The organism is Streptomyces sp. AC555_RSS877 (assembly GCF_019049245.1).
Taxonomy (GTDB): Bacteria; Actinomycetota; Actinomycetes; order Streptomycetales; family Streptomycetaceae; genus Streptomyces.
Genome location: NZ_JAGMUK010000020.1, coordinates 26,765 through 48,547 on the forward strand (window position 1 = coordinate 26,765; position 21,783 = coordinate 48,547).

Annotated in this window: 9 protein-coding genes; 7 read left to right on the forward strand and 2 right to left on the reverse strand. The window is 73.8% G+C overall.

Features of this window, described 5'->3' with window-relative positions:
* Positions 1-148 precede the first annotated feature (148 nt).
* Positions 149-904 (reverse strand): dienelactone hydrolase family protein, encoded by a 756-nt coding sequence (locus KUM49_RS09200; RefSeq protein WP_217236247.1) that lies wholly within the window; start codon positions 902-904, stop codon positions 149-151.
* A gap of 145 nt (positions 905-1,049) precedes the next feature.
* Positions 1,050-1,670 (reverse strand): L-threonylcarbamoyladenylate synthase, encoded by a 621-nt coding sequence (locus KUM49_RS09205; RefSeq protein WP_217236248.1) that lies wholly within the window; start codon positions 1,668-1,670, stop codon positions 1,050-1,052.
* A 67-nt stretch (positions 1,671-1,737) separates the two neighbouring features.
* Here KUM49_RS09205 and KUM49_RS09210 point away from each other — a divergent pair, with 67 nt between their 5' ends.
* From KUM49_RS09210 to KUM49_RS09235, 7 genes are all read left to right on the forward strand, one after another.
* A complete protein-coding gene (locus KUM49_RS09210; RefSeq protein WP_308406577.1) occupies positions 1,738-2,148 on the forward strand; it encodes an aldo/keto reductase in 411 nt (136 codons plus the stop codon).
* An 11-nt stretch (positions 2,149-2,159) separates the two neighbouring features.
* Positions 2,160-2,345 carry an aldo/keto reductase gene (locus tag KUM49_RS48125; RefSeq protein ID WP_254400971.1) on the forward strand — a complete coding sequence of 62 codons (186 nt, stop codon included), beginning with the start codon at positions 2,160-2,162 and terminating at the stop codon, positions 2,343-2,345.
* 158 nt (positions 2,346-2,503) lie between these two features.
* Entirely contained in the window at positions 2,504-4,036 is a 1,533-nt protein-coding gene (locus KUM49_RS09215) for a helix-turn-helix domain-containing protein (RefSeq protein WP_217236249.1), read from the forward strand.
* Positions 4,037-4,512: 476 nt separating this feature from the next.
* On the forward strand, positions 4,513-4,749 hold the full coding sequence (locus KUM49_RS09220) for a hypothetical protein (RefSeq protein ID WP_217236250.1): 237 nt from the start codon (positions 4,513-4,515) through the stop codon (positions 4,747-4,749).
* 258 nt (positions 4,750-5,007) lie between these two features.
* On the forward strand, positions 5,008-6,732 hold the full coding sequence (locus tag KUM49_RS09225) for a fatty acyl-AMP ligase (protein ID WP_217236251.1): 1,725 nt from the start codon (positions 5,008-5,010) through the stop codon (positions 6,730-6,732).
* Positions 6,733-6,889: 157 nt separating this feature from the next.
* The gene (locus KUM49_RS09230; RefSeq protein WP_217236252.1) at positions 6,890-20,791 is read left to right on the forward strand and encodes a type I polyketide synthase; all 13,902 of its coding nucleotides are present in this window, start codon (positions 6,890-6,892) and stop codon (positions 20,789-20,791) included.
* 60 nt (positions 20,792-20,851) lie between these two features.
* On the forward strand, positions 20,852-21,783 hold a 932-nt coding region (locus tag KUM49_RS09235; protein ID WP_217236253.1), incomplete at its 3' end, for an acyl carrier protein.

A 21,783-nucleotide genomic window follows, 5' to 3' on the forward strand; every position in this document is an offset into this window, starting at 1 on the left:
GTTCCAATGAGTAACCGGGGGTAAGGATTCAAGTCACGTTCGGCAGGGTTCGACTCCGGTCACGCAGGCGCGATTTCCAGCCAGATGCGCCCTCCGGGGCGCCCGATGTGACACGCTCCGCGCACCTCCCCCACGTGACGCCGCCGGATCAGAACGTGCGCTTCAGGAGATCGAGCAGGGCCGACCAGTGCCGCTCGTCGCCCGCCCGGTCGTACGACGCGGTGTCGGCCTGCGTGAAACCGTGGCGTGCGCCGGAGTAGACCTCGCAGGTGTGACGGACCCCGGCCGCGGTGAGCGCTTCCTCCAGGCGTTCCTGCTGCTCGACGGGCAGCGACGGGTCCTGGTCGGCGTGCCCGAAGTACAGCTCCGCGGTGACGTTGCCGGCCACCAGATGCGGGCTGTCCGGAGCCTCGGTCGCCAGCCGGCCGCCGTGGAAACCCGCCGCGGCCGCGACCCGCTCCGGGTAGGTGCCGGCAGTGAGGAGGGCCAGCCGGGCGCCCATGCAGTAGCCGGTGACGGCGATCGGGCCGTCGGCGGCCTCGGGGGAGTCGGCCAGCCACCGCAGATAGGCGTCCGCGTCCCGCATCGCCGGTTCCGGAGTCAGCGCCTGCATGATCGGGGCGATCCGCTCGAAGATCTCCGGCCGTGCCTCCGGATCGATGAACTCCGGCAGTTCCACCACGGGCGCCCGCCCGTGCCGGTAGAACACGTTGGGCACCAGGACCGTGTAGCCGGCCTCGGCCAGCCGGTCGGCCATGGACGTCAGCTGAGGGCGCAGCCCGAACGCGTCCATGTAGAGGAGAACCGCCGGATGCGGGCGACCGTCACCGGGATGCGCCAGATACGCGTCGGCGGTGCCGTCGCCGGTGGGGATGTCGACTGCGGTGCCCTGTACAGCGGTCATGGGTGGGGCTGCCTCTCTGTGGGGTCGGCCGGCGAGACCGCCCGGACGGCCGGGCGGACCATGGTCATCGTGACACGCCTGGTCAGGGGCGTGTCCCGCACCCCTTCTCGCCTTGCCCCGCCGTGAACACCCCTTGGTGAACCCGTTACTCGAACCGTGACACGTCGCCCGCGCCCTTGCGGATGATCTCCGCCTCGCCGCCCGAGAAGTCGATGACCGTCGTCGGTTCGGTTCCGCAGTCCCCGGAGTCGACCACCGCGTCCAGGACGTGGTCCAGCCGGTCCTTGATCTCCCAGCCCTGCGTCATCGGCTCCTCCTCGTCCGGCAGCAGCAGCGTGCTGGACAGCAGCGGCTCGCCGAGTTCGGTGAGCAGGGCCTGGGTGACGACGTGGTCGGGGATGCGCACGCCGACCGTCTTCTTCTTCGGGTGCTGGAGCATGCGCGGCACCTCCTTCGTCGCGGGCAGGATGAAGGTGTAGCTGCCGGGCGTCGACGCCTTGATCGCGCGGAAGACGTCGTTGTCGACCCGTACGAACTGGCCGAGCTGCGAGAAGTCCTGGCACACCAGGGTGAAGTGGTGCCGGTCGTCCAGCCGGCGGATCGTGCGGATCCGGTCGATGCCGTCACGGCTGCCCAGTCGGCAGCCCAGCGCGTAACAGGAGTCCGTCGGGTACGCGATGAGCGCACCGGAGCGGATGCTGTCGGCGACCTGGGAGATGGTGCGCGGTTGCGGGTTGTCGGGGTGCACGTCGAAGTACTTGGCCATCCGTCGAGCTTATGCCGTACGCGGGCGACGACCGCGCAAGCCCGAGGGGGCCTCTCAAGGCAACGGCGTGAACGCGGCCACGAACTCCGCCACCTACCCGCACTTCCCCGACCCGCAGGTCCCGTGGGAGGACACCGTCGGCGCCGTCGCGGACCTGGTGCAGGCCGGCCTGGTGCGCCACCTGGGCCCGTCCAACGTCACCGCCGCCCAGCTGCGCCGGGCCCACGCGGTCCACCCGGTCGCCGCCGTACAGACCCAGTGGTCGCTGTGGCAGCCCGTCGAGCCCGAACTGCACGCCGCCGTCCGCGAACTCGGCGTCGGGATCGTGGCCTGGGGCCCGCTCGGCAGCGGGTTTCTGGCCGGCAAGGTGGACGGCCTCGCCGAGGACGACTTCCGCCGCAACCTCTCCCGCTTCGACGAGGCCAACCTCAAGGCCGACAACGACCGCTACGCGGCATCGCGGCCGACCTCGGCCTGACCCTGGGCCAGTTGGCACTGGCCTGGCTGCTGCACCAGGACGACCACGTGGTGCCGATTCCCGGCAGCCGCACCCCGGCCCACATCGCGGAGAACCTCTCCGCCGCCCGCGTCGACCTGCACGCCGACACCCTGGCCCGGATCGACCGGGCCCTCGCCGGCTTCGTCCCCGAGGGAACGGGCTCGCTGCTGACCTGACGCCGGTCACGGCGAACGGCCCTGACTCCCTCGACGGCCACCGGCACGTTCGCGTGCGGGACGCGGTGAGCACTGGCCTGCGGCGACCGTCCGCCGGGCGTGAGGTAACGTCCCCGACCGATGTGCCGGACGATGCGAGGGGCGAGGAGAAGGCCGACGTGGCTGGCCGAGGGGACGGATACCGTCACACGGAGGTGAGGGGCACGCAGGACGTGGCGTGGGCGCAGGAGTTGCTCGACCATCTGCGGCCCACCGGGCGGGACGTGCGCCGGGTCGTCGCGTGGCTCGCCGACGCCGTGCAGGGCCGGGTCTCCCTGCAGGACGGCACCGGCGCGCTCCTCGCCGGCACCCGGGTGCCGGTGGACACGGACCTGGTCGCGGACATCGTCGCCGGGCGCATCGCCTCCGCCGCCTGGGAGGGGGACGACCGGCACCTGCGGCTGGTCAGGGTGGAGCGGCCTGCCCCTTCCTGCGCCGGGGTGCTGGCCGTGGCACGCACGGCCCCGTTCGACCGGCGTGCCTCGGACATCGTGACGCACACCGTGCAGGTCGTCGAGCTGCTGCTGCGGGCGCGCGAGGCGACCGCGGCAGGTCGCAGGCTGGAGCGGGCCACCTCCGACCTGAGGCTGGCGATCCTGCAACTGCTGATGGTGGAGGACACCGTCTCGGCCCGTCGGGTCGCGGCGGGCCTGTGGCCGGGACTGCTCGACACGGACACGGCCTGCGTCTACGTCGTCGAAGGCTCCGCCGAGCAGCGTGACCGCCTCGCCGAGGAATGCCTCGACGCGACGGAGGAGCAGGCCCTCGTCGTACGCTGCCCGGCCATGGACGAGCACGTGATCGTCGTGACCCCCGGCGAGGCCGCGGGTGCTGCCCTGCGGTCCCTCATCGTCCGCAACCCCGGTACGTTCCTCGGCGGCAGCGCCCGGCAGAGCCTCGCCCGCACCGCCACCGCCTACGGACAGGCCGTCAGCGCCCTCGCCGTCGCGCACTTCCGGCCGGACAAGGCGGCCGTCTACGCGGAACGCACCCACCCCGAACGCCTGATGGACCCCGCCGCCCTCCGTGAGTGGACCGCCCACGTGCTGCACCCGCTCGACACACTGCCGCACCACACCCGCGCCGAACTCCTCGCCACCACCCGGCTCGGCCTGGAGTTCACCGCCGTGAACGCGGCGAAGGTCCTCGGCGTCAGCCGCAACACCGTCCGCGCCCGGATGGAACGCGTCGAAGGGCTCCTGGGCACCGACTTCTCCGACCTGACCGTCCGCGCCGCCGCGCATCTCGCCCTGAACACCCAGATCGGCCTCGCCGAAATCCCGGCCGTACGGGGCACCGCGCAGCCGGTCCCGGTCCGGTTCGCCGACCTCCTCACCGGCACCGCGGTCCGCGCCTGGGCGCACGACCTGCTCGGCCGGCTGGACGCCGACACCCGGGACCTGCGCCGGACGCTGCGCACCTGGATAGCCGCCGGCGGCAACTCCGAACGGGCCGCCCAGATCCTCGGCATGCACGCGCAGACCGTGCGCGAGCACGTCCGCGGCGCCGAACCCGTCCTGGAACGCCAGCTCCTCGCCGCCGGCAGCGATCTCTACGAGGTCGTGCTGGCCCACCTGGCCGTGGGCGACCTCGAACCGCCCGTCCTGGACCGGGCGAAACCGGGCCATCCGGACTCACCTGTGCACGGGTGAGCCCTGTGCACGGCACAGCGGGCATCGACACGATTCACAACGGTTGCGTTCCACACGTAAGTTCTAGGCACCGCGGGGGCACGACCGGAACGGGGGACCGGTCGCGCTCCCGCGCCTTGGCTTGGTGAGCCGTACTGACCGCCCGGTCAGCCGCGCAGCCGTACCGGGATCTCCTGCCGGCCGGACGCGATGAACGACGGCACTTGTTGACGCCGCGATCGCGGCAGCCCGCCGCCGAGGGGGAGTGCGGACAGTGGGCCGGCGGAGGGACTACCGGCCGTCAGGTCCGGTAATTCGATCAGCGGCACGGTACACACCGTCATCGGCCGGTCTCGCAGCGTCGTCGGACACGTCGCTTCGACCGTGGCCGCGCTCCGTCGCTTCCGCGGCACCTGTCGGAATCGTCGGGCGGTGTGCCCTGGTGGGGGAGGGGTACTCGGGCGGTCCCGGAACGACTACCGCTGGAGGAGGCCCGAATGACCAGCAGCACGGAGACCGGCGGCGTGACCGGTACGCCGGACAAGGACTACAACCTGATCTGGTATGTAGAGGCGTGCCTGAACAACGCGCTGCGTCTGGAGAGCTACATCCAGGACGCGGAGCGCGAGAAGGACACCGAGGTCGCCGACCTGTTCCGCAAGGCGCAGGCGGACAGCCGCAAGGGTGCCGAACTGGGCAAGGGGCTTCTGCGCGCCCGGCTCGACGGGAGCTGACGCCCTGACCGAAGGCCCGGACGCCAAGGCAGACCGGCGTCCGGGCCTTCGGCATGTCGAGCCCGGCATGTCGAGCCGTCGTCGAGTCGTTGAGCACTCAAGTTCCTTTGATACACAGGGTTTACACTGTGGCAGCCGACGTGCCCGGCGGGACTTGCTAACGTGTTACCCGCCGGTAGCAAGCTGTAGGAGTGATCACGGGGGGTCGGTGGGCCGGCACGTTTCTCCCGCCTATCCGGACAGGTGAGACTCGTACATATGGCTCGTTCCCTGGTCGACCTGCTGACCACGCACGCCTCCGACCACCCCGACCGGACCGCGTACCGCTTCCTTGTCACGGGCGACTGCGACGGGGAGATCCAGGACATCTCCTACGGGCGACTGGCCGGCCGGGCCCGGGCGATCGCCGCCTGGCTCCAGGAGCGCGGCCTGACCGGATCCCGGGCCATGCTGCTGTACCCGCCCGGCCTGGAGTTCATCAGCGGCTACCTGGGCTGCCTGTCGGCGGGGGTCGTCGCGGTACCGGGCGTGCCCCCGCAGGGCCGGGCGCACAACCACCGCGCGCTGACCCGCACGAAACGCCTGATAGCCGACGCGGACGCCAAGGTGATCCTCGGCGGCCGCGACGTGATCGCCGCCCTGGCCGGCATGGCGGAACACCTGCCCGAGCTGGCCGACCTCACCTGCGTGGCCACCGAGGACATCCCCGACGAGGCGGCCGCCTCCTGGCGCGAACCCGACCTCACCGCCGACTCGGTCGCCTTCCTCCAGTACACCTCCGGCTCCACCTCCGCACCCAAGGGCGTGGTCCTCACCCACGGCAACCTGCTCGACAACGAACGGGTCATCACCGAACGGATGGGCCACACCCCGGACACCATCGAGGCGTACGGCCGCGAACTGATCGTCAGCTGGCTGCCCGTTTACCACGACATGGGCCTCATCGGCCCGGTCCTCAACACGGTCTACCTCGGCCTCACCACCACGCTCTTCTCCCCGCTGCACTTCCTCCAGCGGCCCGACCGCTGGCTGAAGGCCGTCAGCCGCTACCGCCCGCACACCAGCGGCGGCCCCAACTTCGCCTACGAACTGTGCCTGAAGAACGCCACGCCCGAACTCGTCGACGGGCTCGACCTGTCGTCGTGGAAGGTCGCCTTCAACGGCGCCGAACCGGTACGCCCGGCCACCCTGCGCCGGTTCACCGAGACCTTTGCCCCGGCCGGCTTCCGCCGCGAGGCCTTCTACCCCTGTTACGGCCTGGCCGAGTCCACCGTGATGGTCACCGGCGGCACGGTGGACACCCCGCCCACACTCCTCGCCGCCGAGGACACCGGACCGCAAGCGGGTGAGGCGGACGCGGCGGCGGTCGGCTGCGGCCGGCCCGGCCCGGGCGTCACCCTCGTGATCGCTGACCCCGAACACCACAAGGAACTCCCCGAAGGCGAGGTCGGCGAGATCTGGGTCGCCGGCGCGAGCGTCGCCAAGGGCTACTGGCGCAACACCCTCGCCACCCGCGAGACCTTCCGCGCCACCCTCCCCGGCCGCGAGGGCCGCTTCCTGCGCACCGGCGACCTCGGACACCTGCGCGACGGCGAGCTCTTCGTCACCGGCCGCATCAAGGACCTCATCGTCATCGACGGCCGCAACCACTACCCGCAGGACCTCGAACTGTCCGCCGAGATGGCCCACCCCGCCCTGCGCCCCGGCTGCACCGCCGCGTTCTCCGTCGACGCCGGAGTGGACGGAGAACAGGTCGTCCTCGTGGCCGAGGCCGCCCCGGAGGCCGCGGGTGAGGCCGAGAAGATCACGGAGCTGATCCGCAGCGCCATCGGCGAGGCGCACGGCGTGTCCGTGCGCGACGTCGTCCTGGTCCACCCCGGCACGATCCCCAAGACGTCCAGCGGCAAGATCCAGCGCCGTGCCTCCCGGGCGGCGCACCTGGGCGGCACCCTCGCCGTCGTCACCGCGCCCGCCACCCGCTGACACCGCCCGCCGTCGGCGCGACCCGTTCGCACCGGTGGCGGCCACGCGGCCGCACCACACCGGCCGCGCGTTCCGTCGTACGGCCGTCATGCCGGCCGTACCGCCCCCGCTCGCACGGGAAACAGCCCGACCCGACTTCACGAGGACACCCGACCAGATGCCTGCGAACGAGTCCCCGAAGCAGTCCGTCACCACACCCGAGGGCGTACGGGCCTGGCTGGTGTCGGCCGTGGCCGAGGCGTCCGGGCTGGACCCGCTGACCGTCGACCCGCACCGGCCGATCGCCGAATTCGGCCTGGGCTCACGGCAGTTGGTGACCCTGGCCGCGGAACTCTCGGAACGGACGGGCCGGCCCCTCAACCCGTCCCTCGTCTTCGACCACCCGACGGTCGCGGCACTCGCCGACGCCGTGTTCGGCGACGCTCCGGCCGCTGACCCCGCCCATACTCCCCAGGTTCCGTCCGCGGGTCCCGTGCGCGGGGACGACGACATCGCGATCATCTCCATGGCCTGCCGCTTCCCGGGCGGCGCCGACGACCCCGAGGCACTGTGGCGGCTGCTGTCCGCCGGTGCGGACGCCGTCACCGAGGTACCGCCGGGCCGCTGGAACACGCAGGGCCTGTACGACGCCGACCCGGAGACCACCGGCACGGCCTACTCCCTGCACGGCGGCTACCTCGACGGCATCGACCGCTTCGACGCTGCCTTCTTCGGCATCTCGCCGCGCGAGGCCGACGCCATGGACCCCCAGCAGCGGCTCCTGTTGCAGACCGCCTGGGAGACCATCGAGCGCGCCGGCATCGTCCCCGAGACGCTGAACGGCAGCTCCACGGGTGTCTACGTCGGCCTGTACGACAGCGGTTACCTGACCTCGGCCCCACTGGGCCGACTCGACGGACACGTCGGCACCGGCTCGGCCGGCAGCGTGGCCTCCGGTCGCATCGCCTACACCCTCGGCCTCCAGGGACCGGCGGTCACCGTCGACACCGCCTGCTCCTCCTCCCTCGTCGCCCTGCACCTGGCGGCGCGGGCGCTCGCGGGCGGTGAGTGCGACCTGGCGCTGGCCGGCGGCGCCAGCCTGCTGGTGACGCCGCGCGGGCACGTCGAGTTCAGCCGGCTGCGCGGGCTGTCGCCGTCCGGGCGGTGCAGTCCGTTCGGGACCGGCGCGGACGGCGTGGTGTGGGCCGAGGGCTGCGGCCTGGTCCTGCTCAAGCGGCTGGCGGACGCCCGCCGGGACGGAGACCGGGTCCTCGCGGTCGTCAAGGGCTCGGCGATCAACCAGGACGGCCGCAGCCAGGGCCTGAGCGCCCCCAACGGACCCGCCCAGGAAAGGGTGGTGCGCGCCGCCCTGGACGCGGCCGGCCTACGGCCCGACGACGTGGACTACGTCGAGACCCACGGCACCGGGACCCCGCTGGGCGACCCCATCGAAGGCCGAGCACTGGCCGCCGTGTTCGGACCTGGCCGCCCCGTCGACCGCCCGCTCGGCATCGGCTCCCTGAAGTCCAACATCGGTCACACCCAGGCCGCCGCGGGGATCGGCGGCGTCATCAAAACCGTGCTGTCCCTCGGCCACGGACAACTCCCCGTCTCCCTGCACGCCGACACCCCGACCGAGCACGTCGACTGGACGACCGCCGGCCTGACCGTCCTCACCGACACCCGCCCCTGGCCCCGAAACGAGGAACGAATACGACGCGCCGGCGTCAGCGCGTTCGGAATCAGCGGCACGAACGCACACGTGGTCCTCGAGGAGACACCGCGCGACCTGGCGGGGCGGGGCCCGGTCCCCTCAAGTGGCGGTGTGCTGCCGGAGTCGGTTCGACCGGACGAGGAGACGGAGCAGGACCAGGGGCGACCGGGCCCGGCGACTCTGCCGGGGGCGGCCCGCCCAGGTGGGGAGCCGGAGCAGGACGCGGACCACCCGAGCGATGGTGCACCGCGAAGACAGGGTCGGCCGGGTGAGGGAACACCACAGAATCCCGACCCGACCGACAAGGGTCCGCAGGAACAGGCACACGCGACCGGTGCGAGACGCCCCGCACTGAGCCTCTTCCCGCTGTCCGCCCGTACCCTTCCCGCCCTTCAGCGGCAGGCCGACCGTCTCCACGCGGCCCTCGCCGCGGAGCCGCACGTGGCGCTGCCGTCCGTGGCCGCCGCGTTGGCCCACCACCGCACGCACTTCGAGCAGCGGGCCGTCGTCCGGGCGGGCGGTCGGGACGCGCTGCTGGCCGCTCTGCGCCGGCTGGCCGAGGGGCGGCCGGACCCGGAGTGGGTCGTCGGCCCGGAACGGGCCAGGCCGCACGGCAAAGTGGCGTTCGTCTTCCCCGGCCAGGGCTCCCAGTGGACCGGCATGGCCCGTGACCTTCTCGACAGTGACCCGGTGTTCGCCGACGAACTCGACCGCTGCGACGCCGCCCTGCGCCCCTTCACCACCTGGTCGGTCGCGGCCGTCCTGCGGGGCGACACCAACGCCCCCTCCCCGGACCGTGTCGACGTGGTCCAGCCGGTTCTCTTCGCGGTGATGGTGTCCTTGGCCGCCGTGTGGCGGGCCCGCGGCGTACGTCCCGACGCCGTGATCGGACACAGCCAGGGCGAGGTCGCCGCCGCCTGTGTCGCCGGGGCGCTCAGCCTCAACGACGCCGCGGCCGTGGTCGCCCTGCGCAGCCAGGCCCTGACCGAGCTGTCCGGCACCGGCACCATGGCCGTCGTCGCCCTGCCGCACACCGAGGTGAGCGCCCGTATCGCCGAGCATGACGGCCGGATCTCCGTCGCCGCCGTCAACAGCGGCCGCTCGACCGTGATCGCCGGTGACGTGGGCTCCGTGGAGACCCTGCTCGCCGACCTCGACCGGCAGCAGGTGTTCGCCCGCCGCCTCGACGTCGACTACGCCTCCCACACCGACCGGGTCGAGCCGGTCCGCACGGCGATCCTCGACGAACTCGACGGCGTCACCACCTGCCCGACGTCCGTCGCCTGGTACTCCACGGTCACCGGCGAACCGGTCACCGAGGAACTCGAAGCCGACTACTGGTACACCAACCTGCGCGAGCCCGTCCGCTTCGCCCCCACCGTCGCGCGCATGGCCGCCGACGGCTACCGCCACTTCGTCGAACTCGGCCCCCATCCCGCCCTGTTGACCGCCCTGCGCACCATCGGCGAGGACACCGGCCACGACCTCGTGGCGATCGGCTCGCTGCGCCGCGACGAGAGCGGCCCCGCCTGCCTCGACCGGGCGGCCGCCGAACTCCACGTCCAGGGACGGCACCTCGACTGGCGCCGCCTGGTTCCGCACACCGACCCGGCGGACCTGCCCACCTACGCCTGGGACCAGCAGCGCCACTGGATCGAGCCCGCGACCGCCACCGCAGGCCCCGGATTCTTCGACCGCGCCGCCCACCCGCTGCTCGGCATCCAGCTCCAGTCCCCGGACGAGACCCGCTGGACGTTCCGCGACGAATGGTCGACGGCGACCGCGGACTGGCTGCCGGACCACACCGTCTTCGGCCGCACCGTGGTGTCGGGCACCACCCTGATGGAACTGTGCCGTGCCGCGCTCGCCGTGGCCCGCCCGGGAGACGTCACCGACCTGCTCCTCCTCGCGCCCCTCACGCTGCCCGCCTCCGGCACGGTCGAGGTGTCCGTCGAGGTGACCACCGCCGGTCCGGTACCGGAGGTCACCGTGCACAGTCGCCCCCGCGGCGACGAGTCCGCAGGCTGGACGCTGCACGCGACGGCGTCGGCCGCCGAGCCGGCCTCCGCGGCGGCGGGGCAACCGCCGGTGTGGCCGGAGACCGCCGAGGAAGCCTGGAGCGAGCAGACGTACGCCCGCCTGGCCGGCCTCGGTCTCGGCTACGGCCCCGCCTTCCGGGGCGTACGGCAGGCCGTCACCACCGGTGACGGTGAACTTCTGGCCCGCCTGTCCCTGCCCCCGGTGGCCCGTGACGCCGGCGACCCCTATCCGGTGCACCCGGCACTCCTGGACGCCGCGCTGCACGTCGCCGCCGCGTTCGACGCCGCCGAGGACCGGGTGCTGCTCCCGATCGCGGTGGGCCGCTGCGTCCTGCCGCCCGGCGGCGCCACCGAACTGACCGCGTCCGTACGGCGCACCGGCGGTTCGGGGACCGACCTCACCCTGGACGTGGCGCTGTGGGACACCGACGGTTTCCTCGCCGGCCGTCTGGAATCGGTACGGCTGCGTGCGGTGAGTCCCGCGGACCTGCGCGGTTCGCAGAACGGGCGGCACTTGTACGAGGTGGCGTGGCAGCCCGTCGCCCCACGGCCGGCCGAGGCACCCGGCACCTCGTGGAGCGTCGTCGGCGACCGGCACGATCCGTGGGTCGCCGATGCCCTGAGCGCTCTCGACGCGGCGGGGACCGAGCTGTGCGGGACGGGCGCCGACGTTCTCGTACGGTTCTGGCCGCACCCGGCGCCGGACGACGAAACGGCCGCTGCGACACAGGCGTTGGCGGCCACGGCCCTCGCCGAGCTGCAGGGGTTGATCGCCCTGCCGGCCGAGGAGGCACCCGCCCGGATCGTGTGGGTGACCCGGGGGGCGGTCGCGGCCGGCGACGACGACACCGTGCCCGGTCTCGCCCAGTCGGTGCTCTGGGGCCTGGCCCGCGGCGCCCGCGCCGAGCACCCCGACCTCGGACTGACCCTGCTGGACCTCGACGACTCCGACCCCGCCGCCGCGCTGACCGCGGCCGTCACCCAGGCCGACGAGCCCGAACTTGCCGTCCGTGACGGGAGGTTGCTCGCGCCCCGGCTGGTGCGCGCCCGCCCGGTCGACGCGGCGGGCATCCCGGCCGAGGTGCCCACCGACGGCACCGTACTGGTCACCGGCGGCCTGGGCGCCGTAGGGCGCCACATCGCCCGCCTGCTCGCCGAGCGCGGCGTCCCGCGGCTGCTGCTCACGTCCCGCCGGGGTGCCCAGGATCCCCGCACCGCCGACGTCACCGCCGAACTGTCCGCGCTCGGCGCCCGGGTCGAAGTGGCGGCGTGCGACATCGCGGACGCGGAAGCGGTGGCCGCGTTGCTCACCCGCGTCGGAGACGAGTTGCCCCTGCGCGGTGTCGTGCACTGCGCCGGCGTCCTGGCCGACGGGATCGTCGCCGAACTGACCTCCGAACGCCTCGCCCAGGTCCTGCGCCCCAAGGTCGACGGCGCCGCCCACCTGCACCGCCTCACCGCCGGCCTGCCGCTCGGCCTCTTCCTGCTGGTCTCCTCGGCCGCCGGTGTCCTCGGCAACGCGGGCCAGGCCAACTACGCGGCCGCCAACGTCTTCCTCGACCAACTGGCCCACCACCGAAGAGCCTCGGGCCTGCCCGGCGTCTCGGTCTCGTTCGGCGCCTGGGCCGGGGAGGGCCTGGCCGCCGCCCACGCCGACCTCGACCGGATGGCCCGCCTCGGCCTGCGCGCCCTCACCGCCGACCAGGGCCGCGACCTCGTCGACCTCGTACTGCACCGGAACAGCCCGCATCTGGTCGCCTGGGCCCTGGACCTGCCGCGCCTGCGGGACAACGCGGCCATCGCAGACGGACCCGGCTCCGCCCTCTGGCGCTCGCTGCTGCCCGCGCCCCGCACGCGCGGCGACGGCGGACAGGGCCTCGCGGACCGCCTCGCCCGGCTGCCCGAGGCCGAACGCGCCGCCCGCGTCCTCGCCCTGATCCGCGAGGAGGCCTCGCTCGCGCTCGGCCTGCGCTCGGCGGAGGGGGTGCGTCCCGACCAGCCGCTGCGCGAACTGGGCATGGACTCGGTGACGGCGGTCGAGCTGCGCGGTCGCATCAACACCCGTCTGGGCACCCGGCTCCCCGCCACCCTGCTCTTCGACCACCCCACACCGGCCCGGCTCGCCGACCACCTCCTGACCACCGCACTGGCGCCGACCCGCCGCGCCGCCCCCGCCAGGGAGACCGCCCGCCCCACGACATCTGCGGCCGACGAAGCCGTCGCCCTGGTCGCCATGGCCTGCCGTCTGCCCGGCGGTGTCAGCGACCCCGAGGGTCTGTGGGACCTCGTCACCCGGGGCGGTGACGCCGTCGGTCCGTTCCCGGCCGGGCGCTGGGACGTGGAGTCGCTGTACGACCCCGACCCGGAGGCGAGGGGCAAGTCGTACGCCCGTGAAGGCGGGTTCCTCGACGACATCGAGTCCTTCGACGCGGGCTTCTTCGGCATCACCCCGAAGGAGGCCGCCGCCATGGACCCCCAGCAGCGACTCCTGCTGGAGACGACGTGGGAGGCGCTGGAACGCGCCGGAATCGTGCCCGCCCGCCTCGCGGGCAGCAGCACCGGCGTGTACGTCGGCATGTTCGGCAGCGACTACCTGTCCGGCTCCCGGCTCGACCAGCTCGACGGATACGTCGGCACCGGCACCGCCCTCAGCGTCGCCTCCGGCCGGCTCGCCTACACCCTCGGCCTGAACGGGCCCGCGCTGACCGTCGACACCGCCTGCTCGTCGTCCCTGGTGGCGGTCCACCTGGCGGCCCAGGCGCTGCGCGCGGGCGAGTGCGACCTCGCGCTCGCCGGCGGAGTGACGCTGATGGTGACACCGCAGACCTTCGTCGAGTTCAGCCGGCTGCGCGGCCTGTCCCCGACCGGCCGCTGCCGTTCCTTCTCCGACGCGGCCGACGGCGCCATCTGGGCCGAGGGCGCGGGGATGGTCGTACTCAAGCGGCTCGGTGACGCCCGCCGGGACGGCGACGAGGTGCTGGCCGTGCTGCGCGGCACCGCCGTCAACCAGGACGGCCGCAGTCAGGGCCTGTCCGCGCCCAACGGTCCCGCGCAGGAGCAGGTGATCCGGCGGGCCCTGGAGCTGTCGGTGCTGGAGCCCGCCGACATCGACTACGTCGAGGCCCACGGCACCGGCACCACCCTCGGCGACCCGATCGAGGCGAACGCCCTGGCCGGGGTCTTCGGCGACGCCCGGCCTCAGGACCGCCCGCTGTACCTGGGCTCGCTGAAGTCCAACATCGGTCACGCGCAGGCCGCTTCGGGCGTCGCCGGGCTCATCAAGGTGGTGCAGTCGCTCCGGCACGAGACGCTGCCGCGCACCTTGCACGTCGGCACGCCCAGCCGTCACGTGGACTGGGACGACAGCGGGCTGCGTCTCCTCCAGGAGCCGAGGCCGTGGCCGTCGTCGGCCGCGCGGCCCCGGCGAGCCGGGATCAGCGCCTTCGGGATCAGTGGAACCAACGCACACGTGATCGTGGAGGAGGCCCCCCACACCGAGGTGGAGTCCGTCACGGCGCAACCCAGCCCGGGCAAGCGGCTGTTCGTGCTGTCCGGGCGCGACGACACCGCCGTACGGCAGCAGGCCGCCCGCCTGGCCGGGCACCTCGCCGAGGACGCCGACCTGCCCGGCGTCGCCCACACCCTGGCCCGGCACCGCAGCCACTTCGAGCGGCGCGCGGCACTCGTCGCGGGCGACCGGGCCCAACTGCTCGCCGGACTCGACGGGTTGGCGGACGGACGGACGCCGATCGCGCCGCCCCACGAGGACCAGACGGGCAAGGTCGCCTTCGTCTTCTCGGGGCACGGCGGTCAATGGCCCGGCATGGGCAGGCAGTTGCTCGCCGAGTCGAAGATGTTCCGCGAGGAGCTGACCCGGCTCGACGAGGCGGTGGCCCGGCACGCCGGCTGGTCCGTGCTCGATGTCCTGCGCGACACCGCGGACACGACCCGCCTCGACCGGACCGACATCCTCCAGCCGGTGCTGTTCGCCGTCAACGCGGCACTGGCCGCCGCCTGGCGCTCCCTCGGCGTCACCCCGGACGCGGTGATCGGGCACAGCCTCGGCGAGATCGCCGCCGCGTACAGCGCGGGCGCGCTCACTTTGGACGACGCCGTGACCGTGGTGACCGGGCGCGCTCAGGCCGTCGTACCCCTGGCGGGCCGGGGCGGCATGCTGGCCCTGGAACTGCCCCGCCCGCAGGTGGAGGAACTGCTCACGCGCCACGCGGGCCGGCTGTTCGTCGCAGCCGTCAACAGCGCCCACTCCACGGCCGTCTCCGGCGACGCCGAAGCACTGGCCGACCTGGCCCGTCACCTGGAGGAGCGGGGCATCCCCGCCCGCAGGCTGTCGACCGCGTTCGCCTCGCACACCCCCTTGATGAACCCGCTGCGCGACGAACTGCTCAACCGTTTCGCCACCGTCGGCGGAACCTCGACCCCGACCCCCCTGTACTCGACGGTCCTGGCCGAGCCGGTGCCGGGGGAACGGCTGGACGCCGGATACTGGTTCGCCAACCTCAGCGAGCCGGTCCGCTTCGCGGACACCGTGCGGCGGATGCTGGCCGACGGCCACCGCTGCTTCGTCGAGCTGAGCCCGCATCCCTCCCTCGGCGCGGCGATCGAGGCGGTCGCGGCCGAGGCCGGCGTCGACGCGGTCGGCGTCGCCTCACTGCGCCGCGGGGACGGGGGACAGGACGCCCTCCTGCGCGGGCTGGGCGAGCTGTACACCGCCGGGCACGCTCCCGACTGGTCGGCGCTGTTCCCGACCGGGCACCGTGTCGACCTGCCGACGTACGCCTTCACCCGCGAACGCCACTGGCTCGCCCCCGCCCCGACGACCAGTGGCTCACCGCTGACCGGCACCCACGTCGAGACCAGCGACGAACCCGGCCGGCACCTCTTCCAGGCCGACGTCGACCTGCGCGACCCCCGCTTCGCCTACCTGGCCGACCACCGCGTCACCGGCGAGGTCTGGCTCCCCGGCGCGGCCTTCCTCGACATGGCGCTGGAAGCCGCCACGGCCGTACAGGACGGCAGCGAGGTCCGGCTGGTGGACGTCAGGTTCGTGCAGCCGCTGCGTCTTGACGCGGAGACGCCCGTACGTCTGCAACTCGTCCTGCACCCGGCCGCGGACGGCTTCCGGGACTTCACCATCGCCTCGACGGCCACGGGCACATCGTGGGAGCGGCACGTCGCCGGGCGGGTGGCGGTCACCGCACCCGCCGAAGACGGGGGCGAGGATCTTGCCGCGTGGCGCGAGCGGTGCGACGAACTCGCCGACCTCCCGGCCGTCTACGCCGGTCTCACCGCCCTCGGCATCGACTACGGGCCCGCCTTCCGCGGCCTGGAGGAGGGCCGCCGAACGTCCGGCGCGGCACTCGGCAGACTCACCCGCAGGCCCGCCGACGGCCACCTGCTGCACCCCGCCGTCCTCGACGCCGCCTTCCACACCGCCGCCCTGCCCGGCGCCGCACCCCAGGGGCGGGCGTTCGTCCCCGCCGGCGTCGGCCGTCTCCGCTTCACCGGCCGCGCCACCGCCCCCGCCTGGGCGGCCTGCACACTGCGTGCCCTGGACGGCGACACGGCCACACTCGACCTGCGCCTGTACGACGAGGACGAACAACTCCTCCTGGCAGCCGAGGAGTTCACGCTGGCCGCCCTCTCGCCCCTGGACGGCGCACTGTTCGAGACCCGCTGGCAGCCACGCCCGGCCGCCAAGGAGCCGCAGACACAAGGCAGCTGGCTGATCCTGGCGGACGGGACCGGTGTGGCCGACGCGCTCGCCGAGCGCCTGCACTCCGCCGCCGTGCCGCATGTGATCGCCCGCAGAGGACCGGTGTACGGCACGGAGGGGCCCGGCCGCCATGTCATCGACCCGGCCGATCCACGGCACCTGAGCCGACTCCTCGACGAGGCCTTCCCGGACGCGCCGCCCGAGCGCGTGGTCCAGCTGTCGGCGCTCGACGCCCCGCCGGTCACGGACGCCGGCACGGCCGAGGAGGCGGCCCGGCTCTGCTGCCTGACCACCCTCCACCTGGTACGGACGTTCACCGACCGCGCCCAGGGCCGGGCACCCCGCCTCTTCGTCGTCGTCCGAGGCAGCCAGGCCGCCGGTGACAGCACCCGGGTCACCCGCCCCGAGCAGGCGCTCGCCTGGGGCTTCGGCCTCGCCGTGGCCCAGGAGCATCCGGAGCTGGCGGCCACACTGATCGACCTGCCGCCCACGGACGGCGTCGACGCGCTGTGGACACAGCTGCGGCACGCCGACGACGAACGCCTCATGGCCCTGCGCGGCGAGGGCCGCCTGGTCCCACGCCTGACCCGCACCCGCCCCGACGACGCGGGACACGGCGACATCACCCCGGACGGCGTGTATCTGATCACCGGCGGCCTGGGCGGCCTCGGCCGGGTCGTCGCCGAGCGGCTGGCGGGCCGGGGCGCCCGCCGCCTGGCCCTGCTGAGCCGGGGCACACCCACCGAGGAGGCCGCGAGCTGGATCGGGGAACTGGAGGAGCGCGGGGTCACCGTGCACCTGGCCCGCGCCGACGTCGCCGACCGCGACAGCCTGGCCGCCGCCCTGGACGCCGTACGACGCGCCGCCGGCCCCATCGCCGGAATCGTCCACGCGGCCGGTGTGCTCGACGACGCCACCGTCGCCAACCTGACCGACGACCGCGTCCTGCGCGTCCTCGCCCCCAAGGTCCTCGGCACCGCCCTGCTGACCGAACTGGTCCCGGAGGCCGACAGCCTCGTCCTGTTCGCCTCGGCCGCCGGTCTCCTCGGCTCGCCCGGACAGAGCTCCTACTCGGCGGCCAACGCCTTCCTCGACGCCTGGGCCCACCACCTCTCCCGCACCGGCCGCCGGGCACTGAGCCTGGACTGGGGCGCCTGGGCGGGCGTCGGCATGGTCGCCGCGTCAGGCACCCGGGCCGCCGAGACCGGCCGGTCGGGCCTGATCGCCTTCTCCGCGCAGGAGGGCGGCGAGCTGTTCGACCGCGTGCTCGCCACCGGGCGCCGCCAACTCGCCCCCCTCGCCCTGGACCGGGAGCTGCTGGCCCTGGACCCGGACGCGGCACGCACCCGCCCGATCCTCGCCGACCTGGCCGGCACCCCGGCGCCCACGGCCGCTTCCGACCACCTCGTGAAGAGCGTGTTCGCGGCGACGACGGACCGGGAACGCGCCGAACGGCTCGAAGCGTACGTACGGGCCCGGATCGGCCAGGTCGCCGGGGGAGCCGCGGACGTGTCCGCCACGACCGCCCTGAAGGAACTGGGCCTGGACTCCCTCATGCTCGTCCGCCTGCGCAACGCCTTCGCCCGCGAACTCGGCGCCGAACTCCCGGCCGCCGCCATGTTCTCGGCCACCGACATCCGCGGCCTGTCCCACGCCCTGGCCACCGTGCTGCCCGACGGCGACCGCAAGGAGTACCAGGCCGAGACGGTCGCGGAGGTACCCGAGAGCGCGCTGCGTCCCGCCACCCGTGACGTCGTACGACTCCTGCGCAGCGCCCGGCCCGGCATGCCGGACGCGGCACACGCGGTCGGGCTCGCGGTACGGCTCACCACGCCGACCCGTCGAGAGGCCCTGACCGGCATCCTCGACCGGCTCACCGCACGGCACGCGGCACTGCGTACCGCGATCGTCACGGGCGCGGAAGGCGGGCGACAGCTGCTGGTCGAGCGCGAGTTGGAGCGGCCCGTGCTGCGGTGGACGACCGTCACCGACGGGCCGCTGGACGCCGCCGACCGGCTGCGGCGCCTGCTGGAGCCGTCGTTCGACCTGACGAGCCCGCCGCTGTGGCGGTTCGAGCTGCTCGATGCCGGTGCGCTGGGCCAGACCCTGGTGTTCGGCGCGCACCACGCCGTGAGCGATCTCCAGTCGCTGCTGCTGGTGGCCGGGGAGATCGACGCCGAACTGTCCGGCACCGAGCTGTCCGGCACCGTCACCAACCGCGACGTCGACCTGCTGATCGAGGCCCAGCGGACCGGCGGGTCCGGCGCCGTCACGGCCGAGTGGCGCGAGGCGTTCCAGGGCAGTGCCCGGCTCGACCTGACGCTCGCGCATCCCCGCCCGCAGACGCGGTCGTACCGCGCCGGCAGCGTGACCGTGCCGATTCCCGACGGACTCATGGCCCGCGTGTCGGCGACCGCGAGCCGGCTCGCCGTCACGCCCGCCGCGTTCTGCCTGGGCACCTTGACCGTCCTGCTGGCCAGGCTGAGGGAGCGGGAACGTTTCGTCCTCGCCGTGCCCGTGGACACCCGCATCCACGCCGACGCCTTCGGCGCGGTGGGTTTCTACGGCGTCCCGGTACCGTTCCCGGCCGAAGCCGGGGCGGACGAACGGATCGAGGACGTACTGCGCCGCACCGACGGCCGCCTCGAGAAGATCCTCGCCAAGGGCGCGATGTTCTCGGACGTTCTGGCGACGCTGGCGAAGCAGGGGCTGCACCGGCCCGACGCGCCGCTGGTGGAGGTGTACTTCAACTACGTCCGCTCCGCCGCGGGCCGACTCGACCACCTGGAGGTCCTGCCGGCCGGGATCGGCTACTCCGACCTCGACCTGATGATCACCATGACCCCGGACGCCGGCCGCATCCGGCTCGACCACAACCTCGACATCCTGGACGCGGCGAGCGCGGGCGGGCTGGGGGAGGAGCTGGTGCGGCTGCTGGAGGAGACGGCCGACGAGCCGACGGCACCGGTGCGTACGACGACTCCGCCCCCTCCCGTCGACGGCAGCCTCGCCCTCGCCGCCACCTTCGCCCTCGGCAACCTGCCGCTGCTGTACGAGGCGGCGGTCGACGAGGGCGGCAGGGGCGCGCAGGACGGCGGACCAACGGTCGCGGAAGCCCCGTACCACCAGGTCCTCGCCGCCCTCCAGGACCCGGCCGGCGTGTTCGCCGACCCCGCCACCGAGGTGGGCGCGGTGCTGCTGCGGGCGGTGGACTTCGAGCGGTTCGGGCCGGCCGGCGACGGGCTGCTCGCGGAGCTCCGCACCGCCTACCCGGCCGCACTGCGGGCCCTGACGGAACGCACCCGCAAGCCGCTGATCGTGGGCTTCCTGCCGTCCGCGCGCACCGCGGACCGCTTCACCCGCTGGGAACGCGAAGTCGCCGCCGAACTCGCCGAGTCGCCCGGCATCGGGGTGCTCGGCCCCGACGACTGGACCCGGTTCCACGAGGTCGACGAACGCTTCGACGAGCGGACCGAACGGCTGGCCCACCTGCCGTTCACCCCGCGCTTCCAGGCGGCGGTGGCCCTGCGTCTCGCCGACGTCGTACGGGCGGTCCGCCGCCCCGCGCCCAAGGTGATCGCCGTCGACGGCGACGAGACACTGTGGGGCGGCGTGGCCGGGGAGACCGGCCCCGAAGCGGTCGACCTGACCGGTCCGCGCGCCCTGCTGGCACGCAGGCTGCTGCGGTGGCGGGAGGCGGGCGCGCTGCTGGCACTGGTCAGCAACAACGACGAGGACACCGTCCGGGCCGTCCTGGACCGCCCCGACAGCCTGCTGAAGGCAGAGCACTTCAGCGTGCTCTGCGCCACCTGGGGCCCCAAGCCGGCCCGCCTGGCGGACGCGGCGAGCACCCTGGGCCTCGGCCTCGACAGCTTCCTGTTCCTCGACGACAACCCCGTGGAGATCGCCGCGGTGCGCTCCGCGCTGCCGCAGGTGCTGTCGGTCACCTGCCCCCCGGCCGACCGACTGGCGGACTTCCTCGGCCGGCTGTGGCCGCTGGTCCCCGCGGCGGCGACCGCCGAGGACACGCTGCGTGCCCGGTTCTACGCACAGGAACGGGAGCGGGACGCCGTACGCGAACAGGCCGGTTTCGAGGAGTTCCTCTCACAACTGGAGCTGGCCGTCGACGTCCGGGCCCTGTCCGAGGCGGACGTCCAGCGGGCCGAACAACTCGTGCGCCGCACCAACCAGTTCACCCTCCGCGCCCGCTCGGCCGACGGAGGCGACCTCGCCCGGTGGCGGGAGCACGGCGAGGTCTGGACCGCCGCCGCGCGCGACCGGTTCGGTGACTACGGTCAGATCGGCCTCCTGGCGCTACGGGCCGACGGCGACCGACTCGACGTCCTGAACTGGTTGATGAGCTGCCGTGCCCTCGGCCGGGGCGTCGAGGAACGCCTGCTGCAGTGGCTGGCCGACCGCGCCGAACAGGTGGGCTGCACGAAGATCCGGCTGACGACCGAGCGGACTCCGCGCAACGTACCGGCCCGGCGTCTGGTGGCCGCGCTCGGCGGCGGCGACCAGGACGACGAGAGACTGGAGACCGTGGTCACGCCGGAACAGCTGCGAGGGTTCCGGTCGTGGCGCCGGCGGTGATCGGGCCGGCAGCAGTGGCAGCAGTGGGGGACAAGTCAGCGCACATCATGAAGGGCACTCATGCGTGAGGTGAACGAGGCCGCGTCGGCACACGCCGCACAGCGAGCCACCGCCGAGGCGATCGAGCGGGGCGGGACGGGACTGAGCGTGGACGAGCTGCTGGCGAGGGTGGCGCGGCCGGGCGAGGAGGTGCGGGCGACGGAAGGGGCCCGGGCGGCCGACTCGGGGGGACCGCGTGCCGGGACGTGGTCCGGGCTCAGCGGTGGGCCGGTGCCCGGCGCCGAGGCCGTGCCGGGTGAGGCTGAAGGGCTCGATGTCGAGGGTGGGGTCGGTACCGGTACCGGGCCTCTGCCGCGCAAGAGGCCTGTGTCCGGGACTGAGCCCGTGCCGGGCAAGGCGTCCGGCGTTGGGCCGGCGTCTGGCTCTGCCGTCGAACTGTCGCTCGCCGCCTCCGCGCCGGATCGCGCGCCCGCCTTCGACCGCGGGCCCGCCGCCGATCCGCCGCCTGCCCCCGTCGTCGACGCGCCGCGCACCTCCGCGTCCGACCGGACGCCCGCCACCGACCCACCTCCGGACCTCGACGCCCTGGCCACCCTCATAGCCACCGCCGCCGGCCGCCACCTCCCCGGCGGACACCTCTCTTGCGACGCCGACTTCTTCGACGCCGGCGGCAGCTCCGTGAACGCCGTGGAACTCGTAGCGGAGCTGGAGGACCGGCTGGGTCTGGAGATCGACCTGGACGAGGTGTTCGCGGACGCCCGCCCGCGCACCCTCGCCCGGCGCTGGCTCGAGGCTGTCCCCGCGGCCGGGCTCGGGACGCATACGACCGCAACGGCCCCCCGCACGCCCACGGTCACCCCCGCACCGCCGACCGCCATCGCCACGGCCACACCCGCACCGCCATCCACCGTCACCACGCCCGGCACGGCACCGATCCCGGCCTTCGCACCCGCCACGGCACCGTCCCCCGCCGCGCCCGCCCCCCACTCCAC